The sequence below is a fragment of the Providencia sp. CIM-Carb-044 genome (assembly GCF_033901115.1).
GTDB lineage: Bacteria > Pseudomonadota > Gammaproteobacteria > Enterobacterales > Enterobacteriaceae > Providencia > Providencia hangzhouensis.
On the sequence record NZ_JAXADV010000009.1, the window covers coordinates 123,210 to 145,160 of the forward strand.

Consider the following 21,951-nt stretch of genomic DNA (forward strand, 5'->3'; position numbering starts at 1 on the left):
ACAACAATGAAGCTCGGCCGAAACGATCCTTGCCATTGTGGCAGTGGTAAAAAATTTAAACGTTGTTGTATGAGCAGCGTTTCCAAGCAACATGCCCAAGTCTTCGATGATGTTGAAACCATGCTGGCAATGAACCCAAATTTGAGCCTTGATGAACTCAATGCCGCATTGCAACACAAAGTGCAAGATCGCAATAATCAGCCTCATCCCGATTTTTGTGGCGTGACGCCAACGCAAATGGCCAATTGGCTTTATGCGCCTTTTGATCAATTACAGTGGGTGACAATCAGCACTCCCGACTCTCTTTCTGCCAGCCCTGTGATGCGTTATCTAGCGCTCATTCTTGATGATGCCATGGCGCAAGAAGGCTCCTTCAAAGCCACAACTAAAGGCAACTTACCGACTAAATTAGTCAAACAGGCCAGTGAGTTATTGCCCGAATTTGCCGTTGCTCAATTCGAACGTAACATTAGTATCAGCGAGTTTGCGGGCAGCAACGAAGACAAGTTTAATGCTTTGCACTACACCCGAGTGCTTGCCGAAATTAGCGGTATTATTTATCGACGTAGCGGCCGCTACCATGTGAAAAAATCAGCGCAAAAGCAGTATCAGGTGTTAGGTATACAAGCATTTTTTAAACCTATGTTAGAAGCCGCCATCAGCAAATATAACTGGGGCTATTTGGACGGTTTTGAGTTTGATGCCGACTTGCGAACCTTTTGGCTGTTTATGCTGTGGCGTATTCAAAGCCACAGTAGTGTAGATCTGCTGGTTGAAGAGGTGAAAGTGGCTTTCCCAGATTTACTACAGGGTTTCCCAGCAGATGATTACTTCTCGCCGGAAAGAAACTTAAGCATACTCATCGAATCACGGTTTATTGAGCGATTTTTACAGTTTTGGGGATTTGTGACCCTTGATCCAAGAAGTTTTTTAAACACGGAATCTGTTGGTAGGACGGTACAGGTACTGCCTTTATTGAAACAAACTTTTCAATTCACCATAAATAAATAGCAAGGTCATCGTGAGCGAATATCAATACTATAAATTTGAGCGTCTGGATGGGTATTTAGATGCTAAAGCACGTCAAGCACTCAGGGCCATTTCAAGCCGTGCCGAGATCAGCGCTACGTCCTTTCAGGTGTATTACACCTACAGTGACTTAAAGGCAGAGCCTTTTGAGCTGATGTTAAAATACTTTGATATCGGTTTTTACTATGCCGATTGGGGCTCAATCGATGCCTACATCAAGCTACCAGCAGGAACGCTTCCAGATGCGTTACTTGGCTTTTCAAGTGATGGACTTCATGTTCACGAAAACGATGAGTGGCAGTTGCTGATTTTTTCCCTTGAGGAGTATGATGAGTATTTTGACGATGAGCATGCTGACGACTTTTTCCAGCATTTAGCCGCTTTACGCGGCGGGTTAATGCAAGGGGATTGGCGCCTTGTGTACTTTATGTGGCTCAAAGCGTTTGATTTTAATGATGACGTTGAGCGAGTGCCGTTAATTCAATTCGATTTTGAGCACCTCAGTGAAGAGGAGCAGGCGTTTGCAGCGCTGTATGATATTCCCTTAGCATTGGTTAAGGCACTCGCCATGGTGCTGAGCGAACAACCCAGTCACCAAGCCAAACAAACTCAGCTTACGCTTGATGCGTGGATCCATAATCTCTCGCAAGCAGAGAAAGACACGCTATTACGCACGTTGTTTGAGCAAGGCCAGCTAACCCGTCACCAAGCCTTAGCGCTGACGCGAAAAGAACCTGTCAACACAGACGAGATCTATCAATACTGGTTAACCTCCGCCGTCATTTCTCCTTTCATTGAGCAAGCGCAAAGTCAATTACAGCAAGAGCAAGCCGCAGTACTCGCAAAAAAATTAGCCATCGAAAAAGCGGAAAAAGAAAAAGCGTTGACGGATATCTACAATCAACGTGAGCACTTCTGGCAGCAATCACAAGAGCAAGCGGATCGAACTTGCGCCAGTGGTTACGATGCGGCATCACGCTATCTGCATCAGCTGTTTGAGGCCTATCAGTTCAAAGCTGATGAAGCGGCGTTTGAACAACGCTTTAAGCGCTTTGTTGTGGCGAATAATAGCCGTAAAGCACTGTTAAATCGCTTGAGTGATTTGCTTTAAACGATGAGGCGATAGGCTGGCCAAATGACGTTAGCAAAAAACCGATTGAGGGTTGGTTGAAAGGTTGTAAGCCCACCAAAGGTCTACAAATTGTTACCTATGAAGTCACTTTGTGTAGACCTCGGGGTCTAAGCAACGCGCTTTTACCATCTCTGTGGTAAATACTGCGTGAAATACAAAGGCATCACGATATTGGTTTGCTCTAATGCGGATGAGCCTTGTGTACCCGTTAACTTAAAGGTTTTACTTGGAGTACATTTTTCAACGTAGGATGCCAACGATTTTGCTCTTGTACGTTTACCACTTTTGACCTCTACAGGGACGATATCGCCTTCATCGGTCGCCAAAATAAATTCGATTTCGGCGCGGGCGTCATTCCATGAATAGCTTGGGTTAACGCCAATGGCAGTGAGCTCTTGTTGCACAAAGTTTTCAGCCACATAACCTTTGTATTCATAGTTTTGTTGCTTAATTTCTTTATAACTGCTGCCGAGCATATGATTAAGCAGGCCCACATCAAACAGAAACAGTTTCACCATATTTTCTTTTTTATAGGCCGCTAACGGAGATTTCGGCAATCCTTCAATAGGGTAGTTTGGCAAAGTTAAGCGGCAGCAGTTAAGCCAATGGATCGCGGTTTCAAAATCGCTATAACGAGATTTACGCTCATGCACATGCTTAAATTTAAAGCGTTTAACCGACTCATCGCTGACAAGTGATAGCTGGGCTGGAATGCTATTAAATACCGATTCAATCAGTGTGGCGTCAACCTTGCCCGCGTACTTACCAAAATCGCGGCGATAACCTTCCACTAAATCGGCATGAATTTTTGTGACTTTTTCAACACGCTCTAGAATGCTTGAATCCTTATACTGATACCAAGCAGAAACGGCTTCCGGCATACCACCAGTAAAAAAGTAGTCAGTGAGTTTGTCCATCAATTTGGTGTGTACTGCCGGTGTGCTTGCTTGACTATCAAACGCTTTGATCAGCGCTTGCTCGTTGGATGCGTAAATAAATTCTTGGAAGGTCAGTGGTCGTAAATTGTATTGTTCTACCTTGCCCACAGGGAAGGTGTTGAGCAAACCAATATTCGAGCCGCTGGCAGCGACAAAATAGGACGGTGCTTTTTCAGCAAAGTACTTTAGTGAGGTAACGGCACGTTCACATTCGCCAATTTCATCTAATATCAGCAGATCGGTTTCTGGGTTGAACGCTTGGTTGGTTAACAATTCAATGTTCATTACTAGCTCGTCAGGTGACAGAGAGCCATCGAACGCTTCTTTGTAGGCAGGGTTTTCAAGGAAGTCGATACGAAGGATGTTGGCAAAGGTGTTCCCAAATATCTCTTGTAGCAGATAGGTTTTACCTGTTTGTCTTGCACCATCGATCAATAATGGCTTGCGCACCGGTTGATTTTTCCATGCTATTAGGGTGTTTAGTAAGTTGCGCTGCATTGTCATTTCCCGCCAATTAAGACTGTTAACTGCCTGTAGTATAACTCAGTCTACACTTTAACGCGCAGAAAAGTGTGGAATTATACATTTTTATGCGCATAAAAGTGTAATTTGGTTCTTATTGAGTATAAAACAGCCCTTTAATAGCTATCTTTCTTCTCTGAAGCTGACCTTGCTGGCCAAGTTTTAGTCATGTGGATATGGGCTACTGCTGCACTTATTTTTTATTCAGCAATTGGATGTCTTGCAGCTTTCTTCCCAGCTCGTCATCACGGGCAACCTTGGTTAGGTCGTCTAACAAGCCTAGGACTGCCAAAACCTTAACGTAGTGACCAAGTGAAACGGAAGGATCACCTTTTGATATTTTACGTAGTGTTGGCTTAGAAATCCCTGTCCTACTATGCATCATTTCTTGAGTAATGCCGCGTCTCTTCATCGCCAATGTTAAGTTTTCGCCCAAGATGTTTAACATCTTCCTTTGTCTAGGGAATATGACCGCAGTGCGTTTTGATTTTGGCTCGACAGTATCCATAGTGAAACTATATTTTCTTAAATATTAATTTAGTGAAATTATAGTTTCACTTTTATCTTCAAGTTGTAAAGCAATAAATTGCCATCTCTCGAAGTAATGTGAGCCAAGATCTGAGCTGGTCATGTCGATTTTTTACTGTTTTTTCGACATGTCTTTCTTGTGTGTCGATACACTCGACATATAAACACTCCATCCATACGACTCACCAAAACCGAGTTTTGAGTAGGAAACTTCAAAGCAGTACGCTGTTCTTTGGGCTTTTGGGGCGGTTTGGGCAAAGCCTTAATGCACACTATTTAGCCGCACACTAACCCTGCCCACAGGGTATTTATGACTTGGGGCATAATGTCAATTCTGGGGCAAGTAGCTACTTGTACCCTCAGAAAGCTGCACGATCTGGGCATTTATCTGCCTACTGCGTCCGATTAGTACTGGCAAACTCCTAACTGAACTTAACAGATCAGTGAGGAAGCAAACGATGAACCCAACTACACAATCATCCACCACATCAACACACCCAGCGCGTCAGCAGCGGATTTTGCGCTTGCCCGAGGTAAAGGCCAAAACGGGCTTTGGCCGCAGTACCATTTATGCCCTGATGGCCAATGGTGAATTTCCGCGATCTATTCGTATTGGTGCGCGTGCCGTGGGCTGGTTAGAAAGCGATATCGACCAGTGGATTGAAACCCGCCGTATCGGTGCTGCTTATGGCCGTGGATAAACCATCAGCATCAGCCGCGTTACCTGCCAATGAGTTGAATAACAACATGCCAACATTACCGGCTGGTTTTGCCTATAACGCGCAAAACTGGCTGGTGATGCAACCGGCTGGGCAAGATAGCCCAGTTAAAATCTGTTCTTGGTTGCAAGTGGCCGCCCGCACCCGCGATCCGCAAGGGGACAATTACGGCTATTTATTGCACTGGTTAGACGATGACAATCGCCATCGCTATTGGGCCATGCCAGCAGAACTATTGGCTGGAGACGGCAGCGAGTACCGTCGGATATTACTCAGCCGAGGCATGCGGCTGAGTAACAGTGTCAAAGCGCGGCAGTTGCTCTCGCTGTTTATTCAACAAATGGGCGAACTGGCCACGCAAAAAGCTATTAGCGTGAACTGCATTGGCTGGCATCACCATGCTTATGTGCATCCGCGCCTCACTTTTTACCCAAGTGAACACAGCAACAATCCGCGCATGGTGCTGCAAACCATGCACCCGATAGAAGGCTTTATTCAACAAGGCAGTAGCGACAGTTGGCGGCAGCACGTTGGCCGTTATTGTCTGGATAACCCGCTATTAATCGTTGGAGTTTGTGCTGCACTGGCTGCCCCTTTGTTGCACTTGTGTGGCGTAGATGGTTTTGGTTTACACCTCTACGGAGCCAGCAGTACTGGTAAAACCGCGGCGCTGTATCCGGCATTATCAGTTTGGGGCGAACCCAATCAACTACGCCACAGTTGGCGTGCCACGGCCAACGGTTTAGAAGGCACAGCATTAGCGCATAACGATGCCTTACTGGCGCTCGATGAAATGGGCGAAGTTGATCCAAAAGAGGCGGGAGATGTCGCTTATATGCTTGCCAATGGCCAAGGTAAAACCCGTGCAGGCAAATACGGTGAAATGCGCTTACCCGCCCGTTGGCGCTTGGTGTTTTTATCCACCGGTGAAGTGACGCTCGAAAGCCATCTTGCCAGTATCGGCAAGCGCGTAAAAGCCGGCCAGCAAGTGCGCGTGATTGATCTCAGTGCTGATGCCGGAGCGCAAATGGGCGTGTTTAACCATAGCCATGGCATGAACGCCGCCGATTTGGCCGATCACCTAAAACAACAAAGTCGCCAACATTACGGCAGCTTGGCTTTGGACTGGTTACGGTATTTAACGCAGCACAGCGCGCAGGTGCGACCCGTTTTCCAAAACGTACGCCAACGCTTTTTAGCCAGCTTACCAGCCGAGGCTGACGGCCAAGTGCGCCGAGTCGCCGAAAAATTTGCCTTACTGGCCAGCGCTGGGTTGTTAGCCATTCAAGCCAAAGTACTCGATTGGCCAACCCAAAGTGTCGAAGCTGCCTGTTTAAGCCAGCTTAACCAATGGATACTTGCCCGCGGTGGTGTGGCCGCCAATGAAGACCAACAAGCGATTCGCCAAGTGCGTAGCTTTATTGAACAGCATGGTGAAAGCCGTTTTACACCTAAACAAATTGGTTACAGCAGCCAAGTACGCCAACGCGCAGGGTGGATAGACACCAGCGGCCCACAAACCCTCTACCTGTTTTACCCAACAGGCTGGCGTGAAGCCACCGAAGGCCTAAGCCCAGATCGCGCAGCCAAGGCACTGATGGCCGCAGGCTACCTAATCCCCGATGGCAACCGACCACAGCGCAAAGTCAGCCTACCCGACAACACCCGCCCGCGAATGTACTGCGTGAAAGGCAGCATCTTGGATGACTAAAGAGGCGATGAATCCTGTGTAGGCTTGTCGCCTTGCAGTGCATCGCCAGTCAACATAAATAGCTAGCGATGCTTGAAGTCCAACACAGACAATACCGCTAGAGGCATTCCCGTGAACCGTTAGCGTACCAACAACCAGCACCGAACGAATAACAAATTCGCTCAATTATTTGGTTTTAACTCAAATAAGTTGAGAATAATCATAATCGTGGTAGGGTAAGCAACAGTGAAAAATCCCCAAGTTTATGGTTAAGAAAACACCGTGGAGAGAGCATGATCCGCTGCCACCTAGCCCGATTAATGGGTGAGAGAAAAATGCGCATTAGCGACGTGATGCGAGAAACCGGCCTCAGCCGTACCACCGTCACGCTACTGTACAAAGAAACTGCGCTTAAGGTGGACTTAGAAGCATTAGATAAGCTGTGCGATTTGTTTAACTGCGATATACACGAACTACTCGAAAAATCGCCTGCGGCCTCCGCTGTGAATGAGAATACAAAATGACCCTAATTAACATCAAAGACCTCGAAGCACACCTATGGCATGCAGCCCACATTATTACCGGGCCTATCGATGCGTCGGACTACAAGACTTACATTTTCCCGATCCTCTTTTTTAAGCGCATTTGCGATGTGTACGACGAGGAATTTATCGATGCCATGGAACAAGTGGGCGATGAAGAGCTTGCCAAAGGCAACATGTTTCACCGCATTCAAATTCCACAAGAGTGCCACTGGAAAGATGTTTTTGCCGAAACCAAAGACATAGGCCAAGCCTTAAAAGATGCGTTTCGCGGTATAGAACTGGCTAACCCAAAGCTACACGGCATATTCGGCGATGCCAGCTGGACCAATAAAGAACGCCTGTCGGATGAACTCTTAGCTACCTTGCTTAACCATTTCAACAAAGTGAACCTGGGTGTAGCGTCTGTACGTGACGACGATATGGGCCGGGCATATGAATATCTGATCAAACGCTTTGCTGATAAGGCTAATAAAAAGGCCGGTGAGTTCTATACCCCGCGCACCATTGTTCGCCTAATGGTTAACATCCTAGACCCGCAAGCGGGTGAAAGCGTGTACGACCCGGCTTGTGGTACTGGCGGCATGCTACTGGAAACCATCCACCACGTTAAAGAAAACGGTGGTGATCCGCGTTTGCTAAAAATCAAAGGCCAGGAGAAGAACCTCACCACCGAGGCCATTGCTCGCATGAACCTGTTTTTACATGGTCAGGAAGATTTTGACATCGTTCGCGGCGACACCCTGCGTGAGCCGAAGTTTTTGGTGAATGATCGCTTAGAAACCTTTGATTGCGTAATCGCTAACCCGCCATTCAGCCTCAAAGAGTGGGGCTATGATCTCTGGTCTGCCGACCCATATGGCCGTAAGCAATATGGCTTAGCGCCTAAAACCAACGGTGACTTTGCCTGGGTGCAACATATGTTTGCCTCGTTAAACGAGCAAGGGCGCATGGCAGTGGTATTACCGCATGGCGTGCTATTCCGTGGCGGGGCCGAAGGCGCAATCCGCACCAAGCTGCTGCAAGAAAACCGCATCGAAGCCATCATCGGCGTAGCGTCAAACCTGTTCTATGGCACAGGTATTCCGGCCTGTATTTTAGTGCTGCGCAAATCACGCCCAGCCGACCATCAAGATCACGTGCTGATTATTAATGCGGAAGAAATCTTCACCAAAGGCCGTGCGCAAAATACCTTGTCTAATGATCAAGCCGACGACATTTTTAACATCTATCGTCAGCAAGAAACCTTAGGTCCTAAAGCTGAAGAAATCGAAGGCGTTGCGCGCTGGGTGGCGTTAACTGAGATTGAAGAAAATGACTTCAACCTCAATATCGCGCGTTATGTACAAAAACCACTGGAAGAAGAAACCATTACAGTGGAAGAAGCGCTAAAAGATTTCCAACAAAAACTGGCCGCCCTAGAGCAAGCCGAAAATGAACTGGAAGCACTGTTGGTCAAGGAAGGGTTTGAACTATGAGCAAAAAGCTCACGGTGATGGTGTCATCTACCGTTTATGGTGTAGAAGAGCTGCTCGACCGCGTATATTCACTGCTAACCGCCTTTGGTTATGAAGTTTGGATGTCGCATAAAGGCACAGTGCCGGTATCGTCTAATGAAACCGCTTTTGAAAGCTGCCTAAAAGCAGTAGAAAAATGCGACCTATTTTTAGGCATCATTACGCCGCAATACGGTAGTGGCGTTGATGCAACGGGCCTATCCATAACCCATAAAGAGATGAAAAAAGCCATCGAGCTCAATAAACCTCGCTGGTTTTTAGCGCACGATCAAGTCGTCTTTGCCCGCCGCTTATTAATGGACTTGGGTTACAAAACCCAAGAACAGCGCTCAGAATTGACACTGCGCAAAGGCGCAGCGTCCATTTCCAATATTAAGGTGATCGACTTATACGAAGACGCCACCATGGAACAACTGCCACTGGATGATCGCCAAGGCAACTGGGTGCAAAAGTTCGATCGTGACGACGACGCCAACCTTTTTGTAGTCGCACAATTCTCTCGCTATCAAGACGTAGAGCAGCGCCTGACCGAACATTTTCAAAATGTCAGTCAAGTGAGCGCCTCAGTAGGAGCAAGCCATGAGTAAAACGGCCGCACAACTCAAGCAACTACTGTCACTAGGTGAAAACCAAACCCTTGAATACCTTACAAGCTGCGACTTAAAACATTGCGGTCCGCAAGTGTGCGCCTTTTTAAATACCCAAGGTGGTTACCTGCTATGTGGAGTCGATGACAATGGCCAAATCAAGGGTGTAGAGCATGCCGAACAGGTGGCTGAACAGCTCGAAAGCCAGCTTAAATCGGCGATTCAACCGCCAGTACTGTTTTCGGTAGAAGTACAGCAAGTTGAAAACACACAGTTATTAGTGGTTGAAGTGCCGGCCGGCAAAGACATTCCTTACGCCTTTAACAGTGACATCTACATACGTGCCGGCGAACAAACCCAAAAGGCCGATGTCGATACCATCCGCGACATGGTCATGCGCAAGCAAGTAGAGCCTACCCGCTGGGAGCGTTTGTTCTCGTCTGAACTCGACGAACAAGGTTTATCCTCCAGCGCTTGTAAAAAACTGCTATCCGCCAAACGCATTCCCAAAGAGGTCGCGCAAGCCGAACAAGGCCTACGGCACCAGTTGCAATTGTTATCGCTGGCTAAATACGGCCGCTTAACCAATGCTGCCGATGTATTACTGGCCAGTGCGCCGGGTAAACGCCATCCGCAAGCCCGCGTGCGTGCGGTATGTTATCGCCATAAGGCCGACGACGAATATCAGGATTTACAGCACCTCGATGGCCCAATGGCCGAGGTGATCGAGCAGCTGATTACCTTTGTCATGCGCAATACGCCATCGCGCGCACGCTTTAGCAGCGCTAATAATCAGCGCGAAGACATCCCCATGTACCCAGAACAAGCGGTACGCGAAGCCATTGTCAACGCCTTTGCCCACCGTGATTACAGCAACTTTGCCGGGGGCATTAAGGTAGAAGTTAGTCCTGCGCACCTAAAAATATGGAACGCCGGTGCGTTTCCGCAAGGCATCGACGAGTACAAAATTCAGCAAGGCCATATCTCGGTACTGCGTAACCCAGACATCGCCCACGGCTTATACCTGCAAGGCTATATGGAAAAGCTTGGTCGCGGCAGTGTGGTCATTCAACAAGCTTGCAAAGCAGCGGGCCTACCCGCACCAAAATGGCACTCTGACAGCAGCTCCGGCGTGACTTTGACCCTGTTCGCCACGGAAGTCACCACGGAAGTCACCACGGAAGTCACCACGGAAGTCACCACGGAAGTTACACGGATGATCAGCCTCATGAGCCAAGAGCAAAGCCGCGACGAATTAATGGCATTAATGGCACTGAAAAACGCCGAGCATTTCCGTAAACACTACTTAAAACCGGCACTGGAGATCACCCCAGCCTTGGTAGAAATGACCATTCCAGACAAGCCAACCAGCCGTAACCAAAAATACCGTTTAACCGCGCTTGGCCAGCAGCTAAAGCAACAAGTACAGCAGCAACTAAGCGATAAGAAGACATCATGAGCGCATTAAATAAGAAAAAATTAGAAGATTTACTCTGGGGCGCCGCCGAGTTTTTGCGCGGCCAAATTGACGCCTCAGACTACAAGCAGTACATCTTCCCGCTGCTATTTTATAAGCGCCTGTCGGATGTGTATTTAGAAGAATACACCGAAGCATTGGAGATCCATGAAGGCGATGCCGAATACGCCGCCATGCCCATGTTCCACCGTTTTGATATCCCTCAGGAAGCCCGCTGGGAAAAGGTGCGCCACACCAGCAAAAACATTGGTGAAGCCATTCAAAACGCGCTGCGTTTAATTGAAGCCAATAACCCGCGCTTACATGGCGTGTTTGGTGATGCCCAGTGGACCAATAAAGAGCGCCTGCCCGATCACCTGCTATCTGATCTGATTGAGCATTTTAGTAAAATTCCACTGGGGATTAAGTCAGTCGCTCAGGATGATCTAGGTGAGGCTTACGAGTACCTAATCAAAAAATTCGCTGACGATTCTGGCCACACCGCCGCTGAGTTTTATACCAACCGCACCGTGGTGCACCTGATGACGCGTATTATGGGCTTAAAGCCCGGTGAAACGGCTTATGACCCAACCTGCGGCACAGGCGGTATGTTGCTGAATGCGGTAATGGATTTGCGCGAACGCGGTGAAGAGTGGAGATCTGTTCATTTGTACGGCCAAGAAGTGAACCTGCTCACGTCGGCGATAGCTCGAATGAATATGTTCCTGCACGACATTGAAGAGTTCGATGTGCTGCGCGGCGATACTCTGGCGGAACCCAAGTTTATTGAAAACGACCAGCTCAAGCAGTTTGATGTGATATTCGCTAACCCGCCTTACTCCATCAAAAAGTGGAACCGCGACAAGTTTGCTGCCGACCCATACGGCCGCAACCTCTACGGCGTACCACCGCAAGGCTGCGCCGACTATGCGTTTTACACCCATATCATCAAAAGCCTAAAGCCTGACACTGGCCGCGCCGCTATGCTCTGGCCACACGGCGTTCTGTTCCGTGATTCCGAGCTAAGTATTCGTAAACAAGTGATTGAGTCGGACATCATCGAAGCGGTAATTGGCCTTGGGCCAAACCTGTTTTACAACTCAACTATGGAGTCTTGTGTTGTAGTTTTAAATAAGAAAAAACCCCAACATAAAATAGGAAAAATACAGATAATTAATGCTGTCGAATTGGTAACTAAAGAAAGGGCTTTTAGTAAGTTAAGTGAGGCCGATCTTGAGCAAATTTTAGGTCTATTTACTTGTCAGCATGAAAATGAAAATATGTGCTTTATAGATATCGCAGAGGCTGCTCAAAATAATTTTAGTTTATCTATTCCCTTATATTTGAAGGTAAAGCATTCGAGTTATGAATCTGATTTCACTAATGCTTTAGAGGACTGGAGTGTCAATAAAAGAAAATTGAAAACCGGTTTCAATAAAATGGCTAGTTTGTTGGGAGCAAATTAATGTTGGCTAAAAATTCTAACTCAGTAGTATTCTGCGAGGAAACTCTAGCTAATCTTTGTATCGAAAGAAAGGAATCAAGTAAAGACCCAGTAAGCGACGGGTTAATTCGTTATATCGGTTTAGAACACCTTCAAACTGATTCTGTGACAATTACCCAATGGGGTAACTATTTAGAGGATACTCCCAGTTTTAATAGGGTTTTTAGAGAGGGTGATGTCCTTCTTTGTAAAAGACGCCCATATCTGAGAAAAGCCTCTCAAGTAAATTTCGACGGAGTTTGCTCAGGAGATATTATTGTTCTTAGGGCAAACGAAAGTAAGATAGTTCCCGAACTACTTCCTCATGTTGTCCACACTCCTGAATTTTGGAACTTTGCTGTAAAAACCTCATCAGGCTCACTTTCTCCTCGCACTAAGTTCGCCTTGTTGAAAGATTTTTCTGTAAAAATTCCTCCAAAGAACAAACAAAAAAAGCTATTGGTGGCGATAAATAAATCGATGAAAGTCGATAGTCTAATTGAAACTGCACTTGAGAGTGTAAACCAATTGATTCGGGTTTATAAAAGCGTAGAAATGCCGTTGATAGGTGGTGAACGGTTATGTGAGATTGGTGAATTCCTAACAGAAAGTAGAATTGAAGGGACTAATGGTAAGTTGGCTAAGAAATTAACTGTGAAGTTGTATGGTAATGGAATTACAAGTAAAGAAGGCAATTCTGGTAGTGAGAATACAAAATACTTTAAACGAAAAGCAGGTCAGTTTATTTATTCAAAGCTTGATTTTTTAAATGGAGCATTTTCGGTAGTACCTGCGAATTTAGATGGCTATGAATCGACTTTAGATTTACCTGCGTTTGACGTTTCAGATGAACTACACGTTGGCTGGTTATTCCATTATGTAAATAGGCCAGAGTTTTATGAGGGGTTCACTCATAGTGCAAAAGGTGGTCGCAAAGCAAAGCGAATATCGCCTAAGGATTTTTTGAGCACAAAAATACCTTATTTCTCCAAGCAAAAACAAAAAATACAGCTAGATACTATTGAAGCAATGGAGATTCAAAGGCACTTATTGACTGAAAAACTAGCTTGTATGAGAAAAATTAGACAAAAGATTATATTTGGGAAATAGAGATGTTTAATGAACAAACCGTCACAGAAAATGGAATAATTGACCGCTTAAAGGGTTTAAGCGGCGTAAAGTGGACTTACTGCTACGGGGAGAACCTGCCGAAACAAGCACAGGATATCTTCGTCGATGAATGGCTAAAAGACGCGTTGTGTTCGTTAAACCCTGATATCGCCAAACAACCAGATTACGCCGATGAAGTGATTTACAAACTGCGTGGTGTAGTGCTGGAAGCGCGGCATACCGGCCTAGTAAAAGCCAATGAAAACTTTCACGAATGGTTAATGGCCGAAAAAACCTTACCCTTTGGTGAGAATGGCGACCATATCACCATTAACCTGATTGATTTCGACAATATCGACAACAATCACTTTGTGGTATCACAACAGGTGCACTATATCGCAGCGACCGAAGTTTATTTTGATATTGTGCTTTATGTGAACGGTATTCCCTTGGTGGTGGGCGAAGTGAAAACCGCTACCCGCCCGAGTGTTACCTGGCAAGACGGCGCCGCCGATTTTATGGGCGGTAAAAAGCACTACTGGAAGAACGTTGAACCCTACTTTGTACCCAACCTGCTCTGTTTTGCCAGCGAAGGAAAAACCTTTGCCTACGGTGCCATCAACGCTCGGGTAAAAGATTGGGGCCCTTGGCACAATACCGACCTGCGTGATGACATTTTGCCCGGCTTGGCATCGGTACTGGATAGCTGTGAGGGCTTGTTAAACCCGCAAACCTTATTGCAGTTACTCGAATCTTTCGCGCTGTTTTCAACCGTCAAAACAGGTAAGAACACACCTCCCAAGCGCATTAAAATTCTGCCGCGTTACCCACAGTTTGAAGCGGCCAAGCAGATTGTTGAACGTGTGCGCAAAGGCTACCCAAAAAAAGGCCTGATCTGGCATTTCCAAGGTTCCGGTAAATCCTTATTGATGCTCTACGCCGCCAAGATGCTGCGCAGTGACAATGCCCTGAAAAACCCCACCGTATTGATCGTGGTGGACCGCCGCGACCTGGATAGCCAAATCAACGAAACCTTTGGCGGTGCCGACGTTAAAAACCTCATCAAGGTACAAAGCTGCAAAAAGCTCGGTGAGCACATCGAGCAAGACAGCCGTGGCATATTAATTACCACCATCTTTAAGTTTAAAGATGTCGAGATTGATGACAGCAACCCCAACGGCCTCAATAACCGCGATAACATTATTGTGTTAGTGGACGAAGCTCATCGCACGCAGGAAGGTGGCTTGGGCGAGAAAATGCGCTGGGCACTTCCCAATGCGCACTTCTATGGTTTAACCGGTACGCCGATTTCCGGTATCGACCGCAATACCTTCAAACTGTTCGGTGCCGAAGAAGACCCCGGCCGCTACATGAATCGCTACAGCTACAAGCAGTCGATCCGCGATGGCGCTACCAACCCTGTGAAGTTTGAACCACGCTTGGCCGAGCTACGGGTAGATCGCGATGCCATCAACCAAGAATTTGAGCAGCTTGCCAAAGACAATAATCTCGACGACGAAGAAAAGGCTGCACTATCAAAACGCGCGGGCAAATTAGCGGTGATGCTCAAAGCACCCAAACGCATGGCCGCTGTCAGCAATGATATTGCCGAACACTTTACCAGCCATGTAAAACCGAAAAAGATGAAAGGCATGGTGGTGGTGTACGACCGCGAAGCCTGCGTGCAGATGTACTACTTGCTGGGTGAAAAGCTCGGCTTTGATGCCGTTGAAGTGGTGATGAACGTCGATCAGGCACCTGTAAAAGCCGAAGAAGGGGGTAAAAAAGAAAAGCTCAATAAAGACTGGCGTAAGTGGCACGACGATTTAGAGCTGTCGATTAAACAAGCAGATTTTGAGCGCTGGCAGCAGATTGATGCCGAAGACCAAACCCAGAAAGACTTAATCGAAAGCTTTAAAGACCCTAAACATCCGTTGCAGCTGATCATCGTTACCGCCAAGTTACTTACCGGCTTTGACGCGCCTATCTGCTATTGCATGTACTTGGATAAACCGCTGCGTGACCACACGCTGCTACAGGCCATGTGCCGCACCAACCGTTTGTACGAAACAGACGATGTGCGCAAAGACATGGGCCTGATCATCGACTACCTAGGCGTATTTGAAAACCTGCGCACCGCGCTGGCCTACAACCCAGAAGAGATTGATGGCGTGGTAGAAGGCATCGAAGCCTTTAAAGAATTATTACCCGCCCAGTTAGATAAATGTTTGTCCTTCTTCCCGGGTGTTGACCGGACCTTGGAAGGTTTCGAGGGCATTATGGCGGCGCAAGAATGCCTGCCAACCAATGAAAAGCGCGATGAATTTGCCGCCAGCTTTGGCGTGTTAGCCAAGCTATGGTCAGCTATTAACCCAGACACCTTCTTAGCCCCGTATCGCAAAGACTATAAATGGCTGGCACAAATTTACGAATCAGTGCGCCCAGTCGGCCAAACCGGCGCTTTGGTGTGGGCTGCCCTCGGCCCAGAAACCATCAAGATGATCCACGAACACACCGACATCAATCGCATCCGCGACGATATCGACGAGCTGATCATGGATGAGCACGCCATTTTTACGCTGACCGACAAAGAACAAGAGCAGCGCGCGAAACGCCTCGAAATTGACCTGATGGGCCGCCTGCGTGGCAGCAACGACCCTAAGTTTGTCGAGTTAGGTGAACGCTTAGAAAAACTGCGCCAAGACTACGAAGCCGGTGTCATCAAAGCCATCGATTGGTTAAAAGGCCTATTAGATGCCGCTAAAGACACAGTGCAAGCCGAGCGCGAAACTGGCGAGCATGTGGTGACCGAAGAAGACAATAAGCAGGCCTTAACCAAACTCTTCCTGGAAACCCGCCCCGAAACCACGCCGAAACTAATCGGCGATGTGGTTGAGCAAATCGACAAAATCGTTAAAGCCACCCGTTTTGAAGGTTGGCAAAACTCCAACAGCGGCCCGCGCGAAATCCAAAAGGCGCTGCTGGTAACACTGGCTCAGTTTGGTTTGGGTAAAGATAAAGAGCTGTTCCAAAAGGCGTATGGGTATATTGAAGAGCATTATTGATGCAATACGTAGGTAGTGAACTTGAAAGGTTAGCGCTAAGCGACGCAGACCCTAACAACGCTGATTTGTTGGGGCGAAGTGCGTTCAACCGTTACTACTATGCCGCTTTCCTTATCACAAGAGAAACGCTTGGATATATGCAACCTAATTGGAAAGGTACACAACATGCGAATATCCCAGAGCTATTAACCACTAGTTTAAAGAAGCCGGCCAAACATGCTTTGACTAAGCAACGCCGGAATGGGTTGATAACTCCAGGGAAAGAAAGTCGATTACTTACAGAGTTGAGCACAACGGCAAGTGAATTAGCACAGTTATTAACACAAGCTTATGATGCACGGATTTTGGCTGACTACGAGCCTGAGATAAAAACTATCAAGGACAAAAATGTTATATGTTTGCAGTCTCATAAGTTAACAACTGCACGCCAATGGCCCGAACAAGCAGACCGACATTGTGCTCGACTAAAACGTATCTGGAAGGAGATAGGCCTTGCTTAAACAACCCGCGATCTCAAACTTTGACGGAATACGAGCTGAATACTGTATTTCAGATTTCATTGTACGTGCGTCTGATGGGATTTTAGTGCTGTATGTACCGAAAAATAAGGTCAGTGATAAAGCGCAAAAGGGATTTGTATCTCTAAAACAGCTGGATAACCTACAGAGCAAGTTAAAGAGAGAGTTCGACACCAGTACTGAGATTGTATTATTGGATGCGGATAGTCTGATAAAAGTCGGTGAAGGCTTCGTCGCTTTACTGAAAAGCACTTTTCCAGACATCATCACTGACGCTCGTATTTCTTTTTTAAATGCACATCGTGTGAGTGCGACAATTGTACTTTCAGAGTTTGTAGATGATTCAAAAAAGGAAGCTGTTGAAGCCTTTTTAACGGCGGTTCTAACACCTGCTCATATAGAGTTACAGGCACTTCAATGGGACGAAGTTGAATTGCCATCATTAATCGAGATATTAACAACAACCAAAAAGTTTCAACCAGTAAAACTGGACAATCTATATGACTTTTTGTCTAAAGATTATCCGGCATTACGAATAGACGGGTTAAATAAACAACTCGATAAGTTGATTAAGAAAAAGTTTCTTATTCGAGAACGTGATACAGAAACTTATGTAATGACAGCTCTGGGCCTGAATTTGCTGCCCAAAATAGCCAGTCGCAACAGTTCTGACATAGTGAGAGCGCTTGATTTAGGAAGACGAAAATGGTGAAATGCAAAAACGGAGCGGCGAAGAATTGTCGCGAGGGTGTGCATCATGCCCGTTTGCGAAGGCTAGACACAGAAACACCGATGGACAAACGTCCATCCGTGCTTCGCCCGGCTGGACGTTTGTCCATCGTTGTAAATTTTTTAAAAAGTACAGTGTCATGAATGCCGCGCCGCTCCTAGTTTCCTTTAACTCCCTAAGTAAATTCCTAGATGCTCTGCCAGAGAAGCATCGTGAGAACAATAGCGACCAAATCAAGAGCTTAGTTGATAAGTCCCTCCCTCCCGTTGTATCAGAAACGTGTTTAGCGGTGTTGTTTGGTTATTCTCTTGATTTTGTCTATGCCTTATCTAAAAAGCAGCACAAGTTTTATCGAAGCTTTAAGATCCAACAAGGTAAGAAAGTTCGAACGATCCACTCGCCTAGAGTAGCCTTAAAAGTAGTGCAAAAGTGGTTTGGTGCACACTTAAGTAACGCTGTGTCATTTGAATCTCATGTATGTGGTTTTGTGAAAGGAAAGTCATTTGCGGATGCAGCTAAAATTCATCAAGGTGCTAAGTGGGTCTACTCTGTAGACATTGAAGATTTTTTTCCGTCTATTTCAATCTTTCAAATATCTAATGCTTTGGAAAGCCTAGGGTATTCAAAAGATGCCGCTCAACTACTAGCTGACATTAGCTCACTTAACTTTAAATTAGCGCAAGGTTCGCCTGCTAGCCCCGTTCTATCAAATATTGTTATGAAGGACATCGACAAGCAATTGAAAGAACTTGCGAACCAATATGATTTGCAGGTTACTCGTTATGCTGATGATATTGTTTTCTCTGGAAAGGAGGTATTTCAGGAGGCGCTTCCCACTGAACTAGAAGCTATCTTCGAAGGGACGACATTTTCACTCAATAAGAATAAAACCTACTTTGCAGACTCTGAAAAAGGTCAGCGATTGAAAGTTCATGGTTTGTTAGTTAAAGAAGATAAAATCACTCTAACTAAAGGTTACAGAAATAAGATCCGAGCATTTCGCCACATGGTCGAGCAAGGTAAAGTATCTGAAGATGATCTACCTAGGTTGAAAGGGCACCTGCGATTTGCGGAGTTTATTGCAAGCAAAAATGATCATTAATTCAGCGTATTTTTGCTAGGTGACGCCCGGAAATTCCGGATAGTTCAAACAGTAGCCTGAGTAAAAGCCTAACAAACAACGGCCTAGCCAAAAATATCGAGCTATTTGGCGCTTTTGATATTAAAATCGCATCAACAACACCCCTCCCGCTACCCGTTAGATCAGCGCCCCGCGAGGGGTTACTCGTTTTTAAGGGGTAGTGTCGTTTTTCAGGCTTATGATTTTGGAGCGGCAATTTGACACTCGTTGGTACCCTCATCATTGAGGGTACCAAAACTCGCTTTTATCCACACATCATTCTCTGGCCCACAAAGGTGGTGCAGCAGCGCTAGGTTAATCTGGTGGCTGATCACGTTGCCGTTTGGTTTTTGGCTTTCTTTTCGTAAACCGCTCACTAATAACCCTGTGCATGATTTTCCTATTTGCTCCGGCGAACTGGGCAGGCAAAAGGCGCGGTTTTGCAGTTTGGGGTGCAAGGTAGCTCGCTTTCCTATTTTAGACAAAGGCGCAGTGCACCAAAAGATACAGGCGTTGGCGGGCGTGTTTGCTTGCAATGTTCTGGTTTGTATTGTGCCGTTCATATATACCGATAAAAAATGTGCCGGTAACAAAACCAACCCGCCTTGCGCGTTGCCATCAACCTCAGGTAAAGGCAGCCAATACAGGTTTGGCCATTGCTCTGGGCTCTGCCATTTTTCTACGATCACTTGTGCGCCAATGCTGTTCAGCCATTGGTGAATCGGGCAGCCAGAGTGCGCTTGTTTAATGCGAGGTAACTGATAGGTCAGCCAGCGGGTTAAACGTTCGGCCGCATTATCGCACTCGCTCAATGCTGGGTAGAGGGTAAGCGCGCCATGCCCAACCAGTAAAGCGACCACCTGCTGTATCCATTCTCTATCCCAATCGTTGTCACTTGCCCATAACACGTCACTTATTACCTTGTTGGTTTTTCATGCCGTCTATTTTCAGTCGTCGGGTGCAGACGCGGTGGTGAATTAGATGAAAGAAATGGCCATCAAACTAACCAGTCAAATCGGTTTTTTATGATGACCTGTGCGCAGCTAACTGTTTGAAATATATCGTCCAATGCGGCTCTGTTTGGCGGCATTCAACTAGTACAAAAAAATCGAGACGCCAAACGATCGTTTGCATTCTGGGTTTAAAAAATCAAACGGTTTGTACTTTGATGCCGAGGTTGGTTTAGGGCGTAAAAAGTGCCAAACCTTGCTTTGAGCCAGTAATGGCAAGGCCTACCAGCGTTGGATTTCAATCGAGACGCCAAACAGTAAATGGGCTAATTTCCCTGTTTGGCGTTTCGATCCAAAAGCCAAACGGATAGTGGTTTTGGCGTATGGGTATAAAAGCATAGGGAAGTGTGTTTGCGAACACGCGAATGATTGCTCTGTAAAACCAATCGACAAAAACGCCAACTTGGTTTATATTTTTAAAATTATTTTAGTTTTTGTAAACCAGAGGTCTGTATGATTGGAGAGCGCATAAAACGAGCCCGTGCAGCCGCTGGCCTGTCGATGCAGGCCTTGGGTGAGCAAGTTGGTATTAGTGCCAACATGGTTAAGAAATACGAGCACGACCAGAGCATGCCTTCGTCGGGAGTTTTACTTAAATTGGCGACGGCTTTGTCGGTTCGTACTGAATACTTCTTTCGCCCAGCACAGGTGACTTTGGGGGAGGTGGAGTATCGTAAAAAAGCCTCAGCTTCAGCTAAGTTGCTAAAGAAGATTGAGTCCGATGTGGTTGAGCAAGCTGAGCGCTGGTTATCACTTAAAAATGTATGGCCAAACTTCCCGATAGCGAGTTTTAACTACCAGCCCGACGTTCATGCTGTAAGCACTTTAGACGCAGTAGAGCAGGTTGCCACCAAAGTCCGTACTGATTGGCAGTTAGGTATGAATCCACTACCAGACTTAATCGACTTGCTTGAGTCTAAAGGTATTCTGGTGATTGTCAGTAACGTACCCCAAGCCGATAAATTTGATGGGTTACAAGCCAAAATATCAGGGCAGCCAATTGTTGTTGTGTCTTCTCATTGGCCTGGTTGCCGCCAGCGGTTCACATTGGCGCATGAACTTGGCCACCTTGTTTTAGATGGCTTACTCGATGAATTCATTGACGAAGAGATGGCCTGCAACCGCTTTGCTTCTGCGTTTTTACTGCCTGAAGTAGGCCTTTTTCAGCATCTAGGAGAGCGACGTTCGAACGTAGACCCCAAAGAGCTGTATTTCCTGAAACATGAATATGGCCTAAGCATGGCGGCTTGTTTGTATCGCAGTGCCGACCTTGGTGTGATCACCGAAGAGAAAAAACGCCAAATATTTATACAGTTCTCAAAAAACGGTTGGCGTAAGCAGGAGCCAGGGAATCCTTATCCACAAGAACAGACATTATTGTTTGAGCAGTTGGTTTATCGTGCATTGGCAGAGGGAATTGTTAGTGAATCGAAAGCCGCTGAGCTGTTACAGATGTCAGTGATGGCATTGCATAAGCAACGCCAAATGTTGGCTGAGGCTGTTTAAATGTATTTGTTGATCAGTGATGCCAATATCCTCATTGATCTCGAAGAAGGCCAATTATTAGAAGTCTTTTTCAATTTGCCTTACCAGTTCAAAGTTCCAGATGTGTTATTCCACGAGGAGCTAAGCGATCAACATGGCTATTTACTCGAGTTAGGGTTGTTGTTGGGTTAGTTAAGTGCTGAGTCTATGATGTACTCATTTGAACTGAGGCAAAAGTATGCAGGCCCTAGCATGAACGATTGCTTTGCACTTGCAAAACAGCGTTAACCCAATTATAAACTTTGCTAAGCCCCAATTGCCCCATTCCTTGGGGCGGTTCACATCCCTCTTATTCACCCTCTAAAGCTCGGCATATCAAGTGTTGCCCCATTGTCCCAACTGCCCACGGTAAGTGAGCAAATGGGGGATTGTTAGTTTCGCCTGATGGGCCTTTTCGGCATGCGGCTGCGTTTGCCATCGAAGAAGGCTAATACTCTGAACCAATAGAGTGATTCTTCATAACCTAGGCTGTACGTTGGGCGTGCAGGCGGGATGAGCCCCAGTTTGCGTCCTAGGCTGACAATCACGTAGAACATGAGTTTTAGCGTCAGCCAAGGAGCGAGTACCACGAATACTATCAGGCAATGACGGGTAAGTGCGTGGCCTACGCCATGAGATTGTTCGAGTAAGGCAATGCCAATACACCAGCCAAGGCCTGCCAGCATGGCTATTGGAAAGGTAATGGGGGCAAGTCGCATCATAAATTGCAT

Annotated in this window: 20 protein-coding genes; 16 read left to right on the top strand and 4 right to left on the bottom strand. The window is 46.5% G+C overall.

All coding sequences use genetic code 11. The annotated features are described in order from the left end of the window. Nucleotides 1–6: 6 nt before the first annotated feature. Nucleotides 7–1,011 (top strand): YecA family protein, encoded by a 1,005-nt coding sequence (locus tag SJ312_RS16795; RefSeq protein WP_212660398.1) that lies wholly within the window; start codon nucleotides 7–9, stop codon nucleotides 1,009–1,011. A gap of 10 nt (nucleotides 1,012–1,021) precedes the next feature. Then, on the top strand, nucleotides 1,022–2,140 hold the full coding sequence (locus tag SJ312_RS16800) for a hypothetical protein (protein WP_319868103.1): 1,119 nt from the start codon (nucleotides 1,022–1,024) through the stop codon (nucleotides 2,138–2,140). Between the two features lie 143 nt (nucleotides 2,141–2,283). Here the strand turns inward: SJ312_RS16800 and SJ312_RS16805 are convergent, their stop codons facing one another. Together SJ312_RS16805 and SJ312_RS16810 are read right to left on the bottom strand one after the other, a co-directional pair. Then, a complete protein-coding gene (locus SJ312_RS16805) occupies nucleotides 2,284–3,597 on the bottom strand; it encodes an ATP-binding protein (RefSeq protein ID WP_319868104.1) in 1,314 nt (437 codons plus the stop codon). Nucleotides 3,598–3,814: 217 nt separating this feature from the next. Further along, the gene (locus SJ312_RS16810) at nucleotides 3,815–4,069 is read right to left on the bottom strand and encodes a helix-turn-helix domain-containing protein (RefSeq protein WP_015068503.1); all 255 of its coding nucleotides are present in this window, start codon (nucleotides 4,067–4,069) and stop codon (nucleotides 3,815–3,817) included. 538 nt (nucleotides 4,070–4,607) lie between these two features. Between SJ312_RS16810 and SJ312_RS16815 the strand changes: the two genes are divergently transcribed. From SJ312_RS16815 to SJ312_RS16870, 12 genes are all read left to right on the top strand, one after another. After that, a complete protein-coding gene (locus SJ312_RS16815) occupies nucleotides 4,608–4,850 on the top strand; it encodes a helix-turn-helix transcriptional regulator (RefSeq protein ID WP_007146785.1) in 243 nt (80 codons plus the stop codon). Next, nucleotides 4,837–6,579 (top strand): DUF927 domain-containing protein, encoded by a 1,743-nt coding sequence (locus SJ312_RS16820; protein WP_319868106.1) that lies wholly within the window; start codon nucleotides 4,837–4,839, stop codon nucleotides 6,577–6,579. The genes SJ312_RS16815 and SJ312_RS16820 overlap by 14 nt, the downstream gene beginning before the upstream one ends. Nucleotides 6,580–6,851: 272 nt before the next feature. Further along, nucleotides 6,852–7,082: a helix-turn-helix domain-containing protein gene (locus tag SJ312_RS16825; RefSeq protein ID WP_000617363.1), complete on the top strand. Its 231-nt coding sequence runs from the start codon at nucleotides 6,852–6,854 to the stop codon at nucleotides 7,080–7,082. Then, nucleotides 7,079–8,578: a class I SAM-dependent DNA methyltransferase gene (locus SJ312_RS16830; RefSeq protein WP_319868107.1), complete on the top strand. Its 1,500-nt coding sequence runs from the start codon at nucleotides 7,079–7,081 to the stop codon at nucleotides 8,576–8,578. Before SJ312_RS16825 ends, SJ312_RS16830 begins: the two co-directional genes overlap by 4 nt. Continuing rightward, nucleotides 8,575–9,204: a DUF4062 domain-containing protein gene (locus SJ312_RS16835; protein ID WP_138590970.1), complete on the top strand. Its 630-nt coding sequence runs from the start codon at nucleotides 8,575–8,577 to the stop codon at nucleotides 9,202–9,204. The genes SJ312_RS16830 and SJ312_RS16835 overlap by 4 nt, the downstream gene beginning before the upstream one ends. Next, nucleotides 9,197–10,663, top strand: coding sequence for an RNA-binding domain-containing protein (locus SJ312_RS16840; protein WP_319868108.1), 1,467 nt, complete (start codon nucleotides 9,197–9,199; stop codon nucleotides 10,661–10,663). Before SJ312_RS16835 ends, SJ312_RS16840 begins: the two co-directional genes overlap by 8 nt. Next, a complete protein-coding gene (locus SJ312_RS16845; RefSeq protein ID WP_319868109.1) occupies nucleotides 10,660–12,126 on the top strand; it encodes a class I SAM-dependent DNA methyltransferase in 1,467 nt (488 codons plus the stop codon). The genes SJ312_RS16840 and SJ312_RS16845 overlap by 4 nt, the downstream gene beginning before the upstream one ends. Next, complete coding sequence (locus SJ312_RS16850; protein ID WP_319868110.1) at nucleotides 12,126–13,253, top strand: hypothetical protein; 1,128 nt, start codon at nucleotides 12,126–12,128, stop codon at nucleotides 13,251–13,253. The genes SJ312_RS16845 and SJ312_RS16850 overlap by 1 nt, the downstream gene beginning before the upstream one ends. A gap of 2 nt (nucleotides 13,254–13,255) precedes the next feature. Continuing rightward, on the top strand, nucleotides 13,256–16,318 hold the full coding sequence (locus SJ312_RS16855) for an HsdR family type I site-specific deoxyribonuclease (protein ID WP_319868111.1): 3,063 nt from the start codon (nucleotides 13,256–13,258) through the stop codon (nucleotides 16,316–16,318). Further along, nucleotides 16,318–16,818 (top strand): hypothetical protein, encoded by a 501-nt coding sequence (locus tag SJ312_RS16860; RefSeq protein ID WP_319868112.1) that lies wholly within the window; start codon nucleotides 16,318–16,320, stop codon nucleotides 16,816–16,818. Before SJ312_RS16855 ends, SJ312_RS16860 begins: the two co-directional genes overlap by 1 nt. Then, a complete protein-coding gene (locus SJ312_RS16865; RefSeq protein WP_319868113.1) occupies nucleotides 16,811–17,548 on the top strand; it encodes a hypothetical protein in 738 nt (245 codons plus the stop codon). The genes SJ312_RS16860 and SJ312_RS16865 overlap by 8 nt, the downstream gene beginning before the upstream one ends. A 157-nt stretch (nucleotides 17,549–17,705) precedes the next feature. Further along, complete coding sequence (locus tag SJ312_RS16870; RefSeq protein ID WP_319868114.1) at nucleotides 17,706–18,668, top strand: reverse transcriptase family protein; 963 nt, start codon at nucleotides 17,706–17,708, stop codon at nucleotides 18,666–18,668. Nucleotides 18,669–18,883: 215 nt separating this feature from the next. On the opposite strand, the gene SJ312_RS16875 is transcribed toward SJ312_RS16870, so the two are convergent. Next, on the bottom strand, nucleotides 18,884–19,594 hold the full coding sequence (locus SJ312_RS16875; protein ID WP_319868115.1) for a hypothetical protein: 711 nt from the start codon (nucleotides 19,592–19,594) through the stop codon (nucleotides 18,884–18,886). A gap of 555 nt (nucleotides 19,595–20,149) precedes the next feature. Between SJ312_RS16875 and SJ312_RS16880 the strand changes: the two genes are divergently transcribed. Continuing rightward, a complete protein-coding gene (locus tag SJ312_RS16880) occupies nucleotides 20,150–21,202 on the top strand; it encodes an XRE family transcriptional regulator (RefSeq protein ID WP_319868116.1) in 1,053 nt (350 codons plus the stop codon). Beyond that, nucleotides 21,203–21,373 carry a hypothetical protein gene (locus tag SJ312_RS16885; protein WP_319868117.1) on the top strand — a complete coding sequence of 57 codons (171 nt, stop codon included), beginning with the start codon at nucleotides 21,203–21,205 and terminating at the stop codon, nucleotides 21,371–21,373. A gap of 239 nt (nucleotides 21,374–21,612) precedes the next feature. On the opposite strand, the gene SJ312_RS16890 is transcribed toward SJ312_RS16885, so the two are convergent. Next, the gene (locus SJ312_RS16890) at nucleotides 21,613–21,951 is read right to left on the bottom strand and encodes a hypothetical protein (RefSeq protein WP_319868118.1); all 339 of its coding nucleotides are present in this window, start codon (nucleotides 21,949–21,951) and stop codon (nucleotides 21,613–21,615) included.

Excerpts from the sequence above, each read along its gene's own strand:
- SJ312_RS16815 (WP_007146785.1), top strand. The coding sequence starts at position 4,608 with ATGAACCCAACTACACAATCATCCACCACATCAACACACCCAGCGCGT.
- SJ312_RS16845 (WP_319868109.1), top strand. The coding sequence starts at position 10,660 with ATGAGCGCATTAAATAAGAAAAAATTAGAAGATTTACTCTGGGGCGCC.
- SJ312_RS16880 (WP_319868116.1), top strand. The coding sequence starts at position 20,150 with ATGATTGGAGAGCGCATAAAACGAGCCCGTGCAGCCGCTGGCCTGTCG.
- SJ312_RS16840 (WP_319868108.1), top strand. The coding sequence starts at position 9,197 with ATGAGTAAAACGGCCGCACAACTCAAGCAACTACTGTCACTAGGTGAA.
- SJ312_RS16825 (WP_000617363.1), top strand. The coding sequence starts at position 6,852 with ATGATCCGCTGCCACCTAGCCCGATTAATGGGTGAGAGAAAAATGCGC.
- SJ312_RS16820 (WP_319868106.1), top strand. The coding sequence starts at position 4,837 with ATGGCCGTGGATAAACCATCAGCATCAGCCGCGTTACCTGCCAATGAG.
- SJ312_RS16835 (WP_138590970.1), top strand. The coding sequence starts at position 8,575 with ATGAGCAAAAAGCTCACGGTGATGGTGTCATCTACCGTTTATGGTGTA.
- SJ312_RS16855 (WP_319868111.1), top strand. The coding sequence starts at position 13,256 with ATGTTTAATGAACAAACCGTCACAGAAAATGGAATAATTGACCGCTTA.
- SJ312_RS16795 (WP_212660398.1), top strand. The coding sequence starts at position 7 with ATGAAGCTCGGCCGAAACGATCCTTGCCATTGTGGCAGTGGTAAAAAA.
- SJ312_RS16890 (WP_319868118.1), bottom strand. The coding sequence starts at position 21,951 with ATGCAATTTATGATGCGACTTGCCCCCATTACCTTTCCAATAGCCATG.
- SJ312_RS16885 (WP_319868117.1), top strand. The coding sequence starts at position 21,203 with ATGTATTTGTTGATCAGTGATGCCAATATCCTCATTGATCTCGAAGAA.
- SJ312_RS16870 (WP_319868114.1), top strand. The coding sequence starts at position 17,706 with ATGAATGCCGCGCCGCTCCTAGTTTCCTTTAACTCCCTAAGTAAATTC.
- SJ312_RS16830 (WP_319868107.1), top strand. The coding sequence starts at position 7,079 with ATGACCCTAATTAACATCAAAGACCTCGAAGCACACCTATGGCATGCA.
- SJ312_RS16850 (WP_319868110.1), top strand. The coding sequence starts at position 12,126 with ATGTTGGCTAAAAATTCTAACTCAGTAGTATTCTGCGAGGAAACTCTA.
- SJ312_RS16805 (WP_319868104.1), bottom strand. The coding sequence starts at position 3,597 with ATGCAGCGCAACTTACTAAACACCCTAATAGCATGGAAAAATCAACCG.
- SJ312_RS16810 (WP_015068503.1), bottom strand. The coding sequence starts at position 4,069 with ATGTTAAACATCTTGGGCGAAAACTTAACATTGGCGATGAAGAGACGC.
- SJ312_RS16860 (WP_319868112.1), top strand. The coding sequence starts at position 16,318 with ATGCAATACGTAGGTAGTGAACTTGAAAGGTTAGCGCTAAGCGACGCA.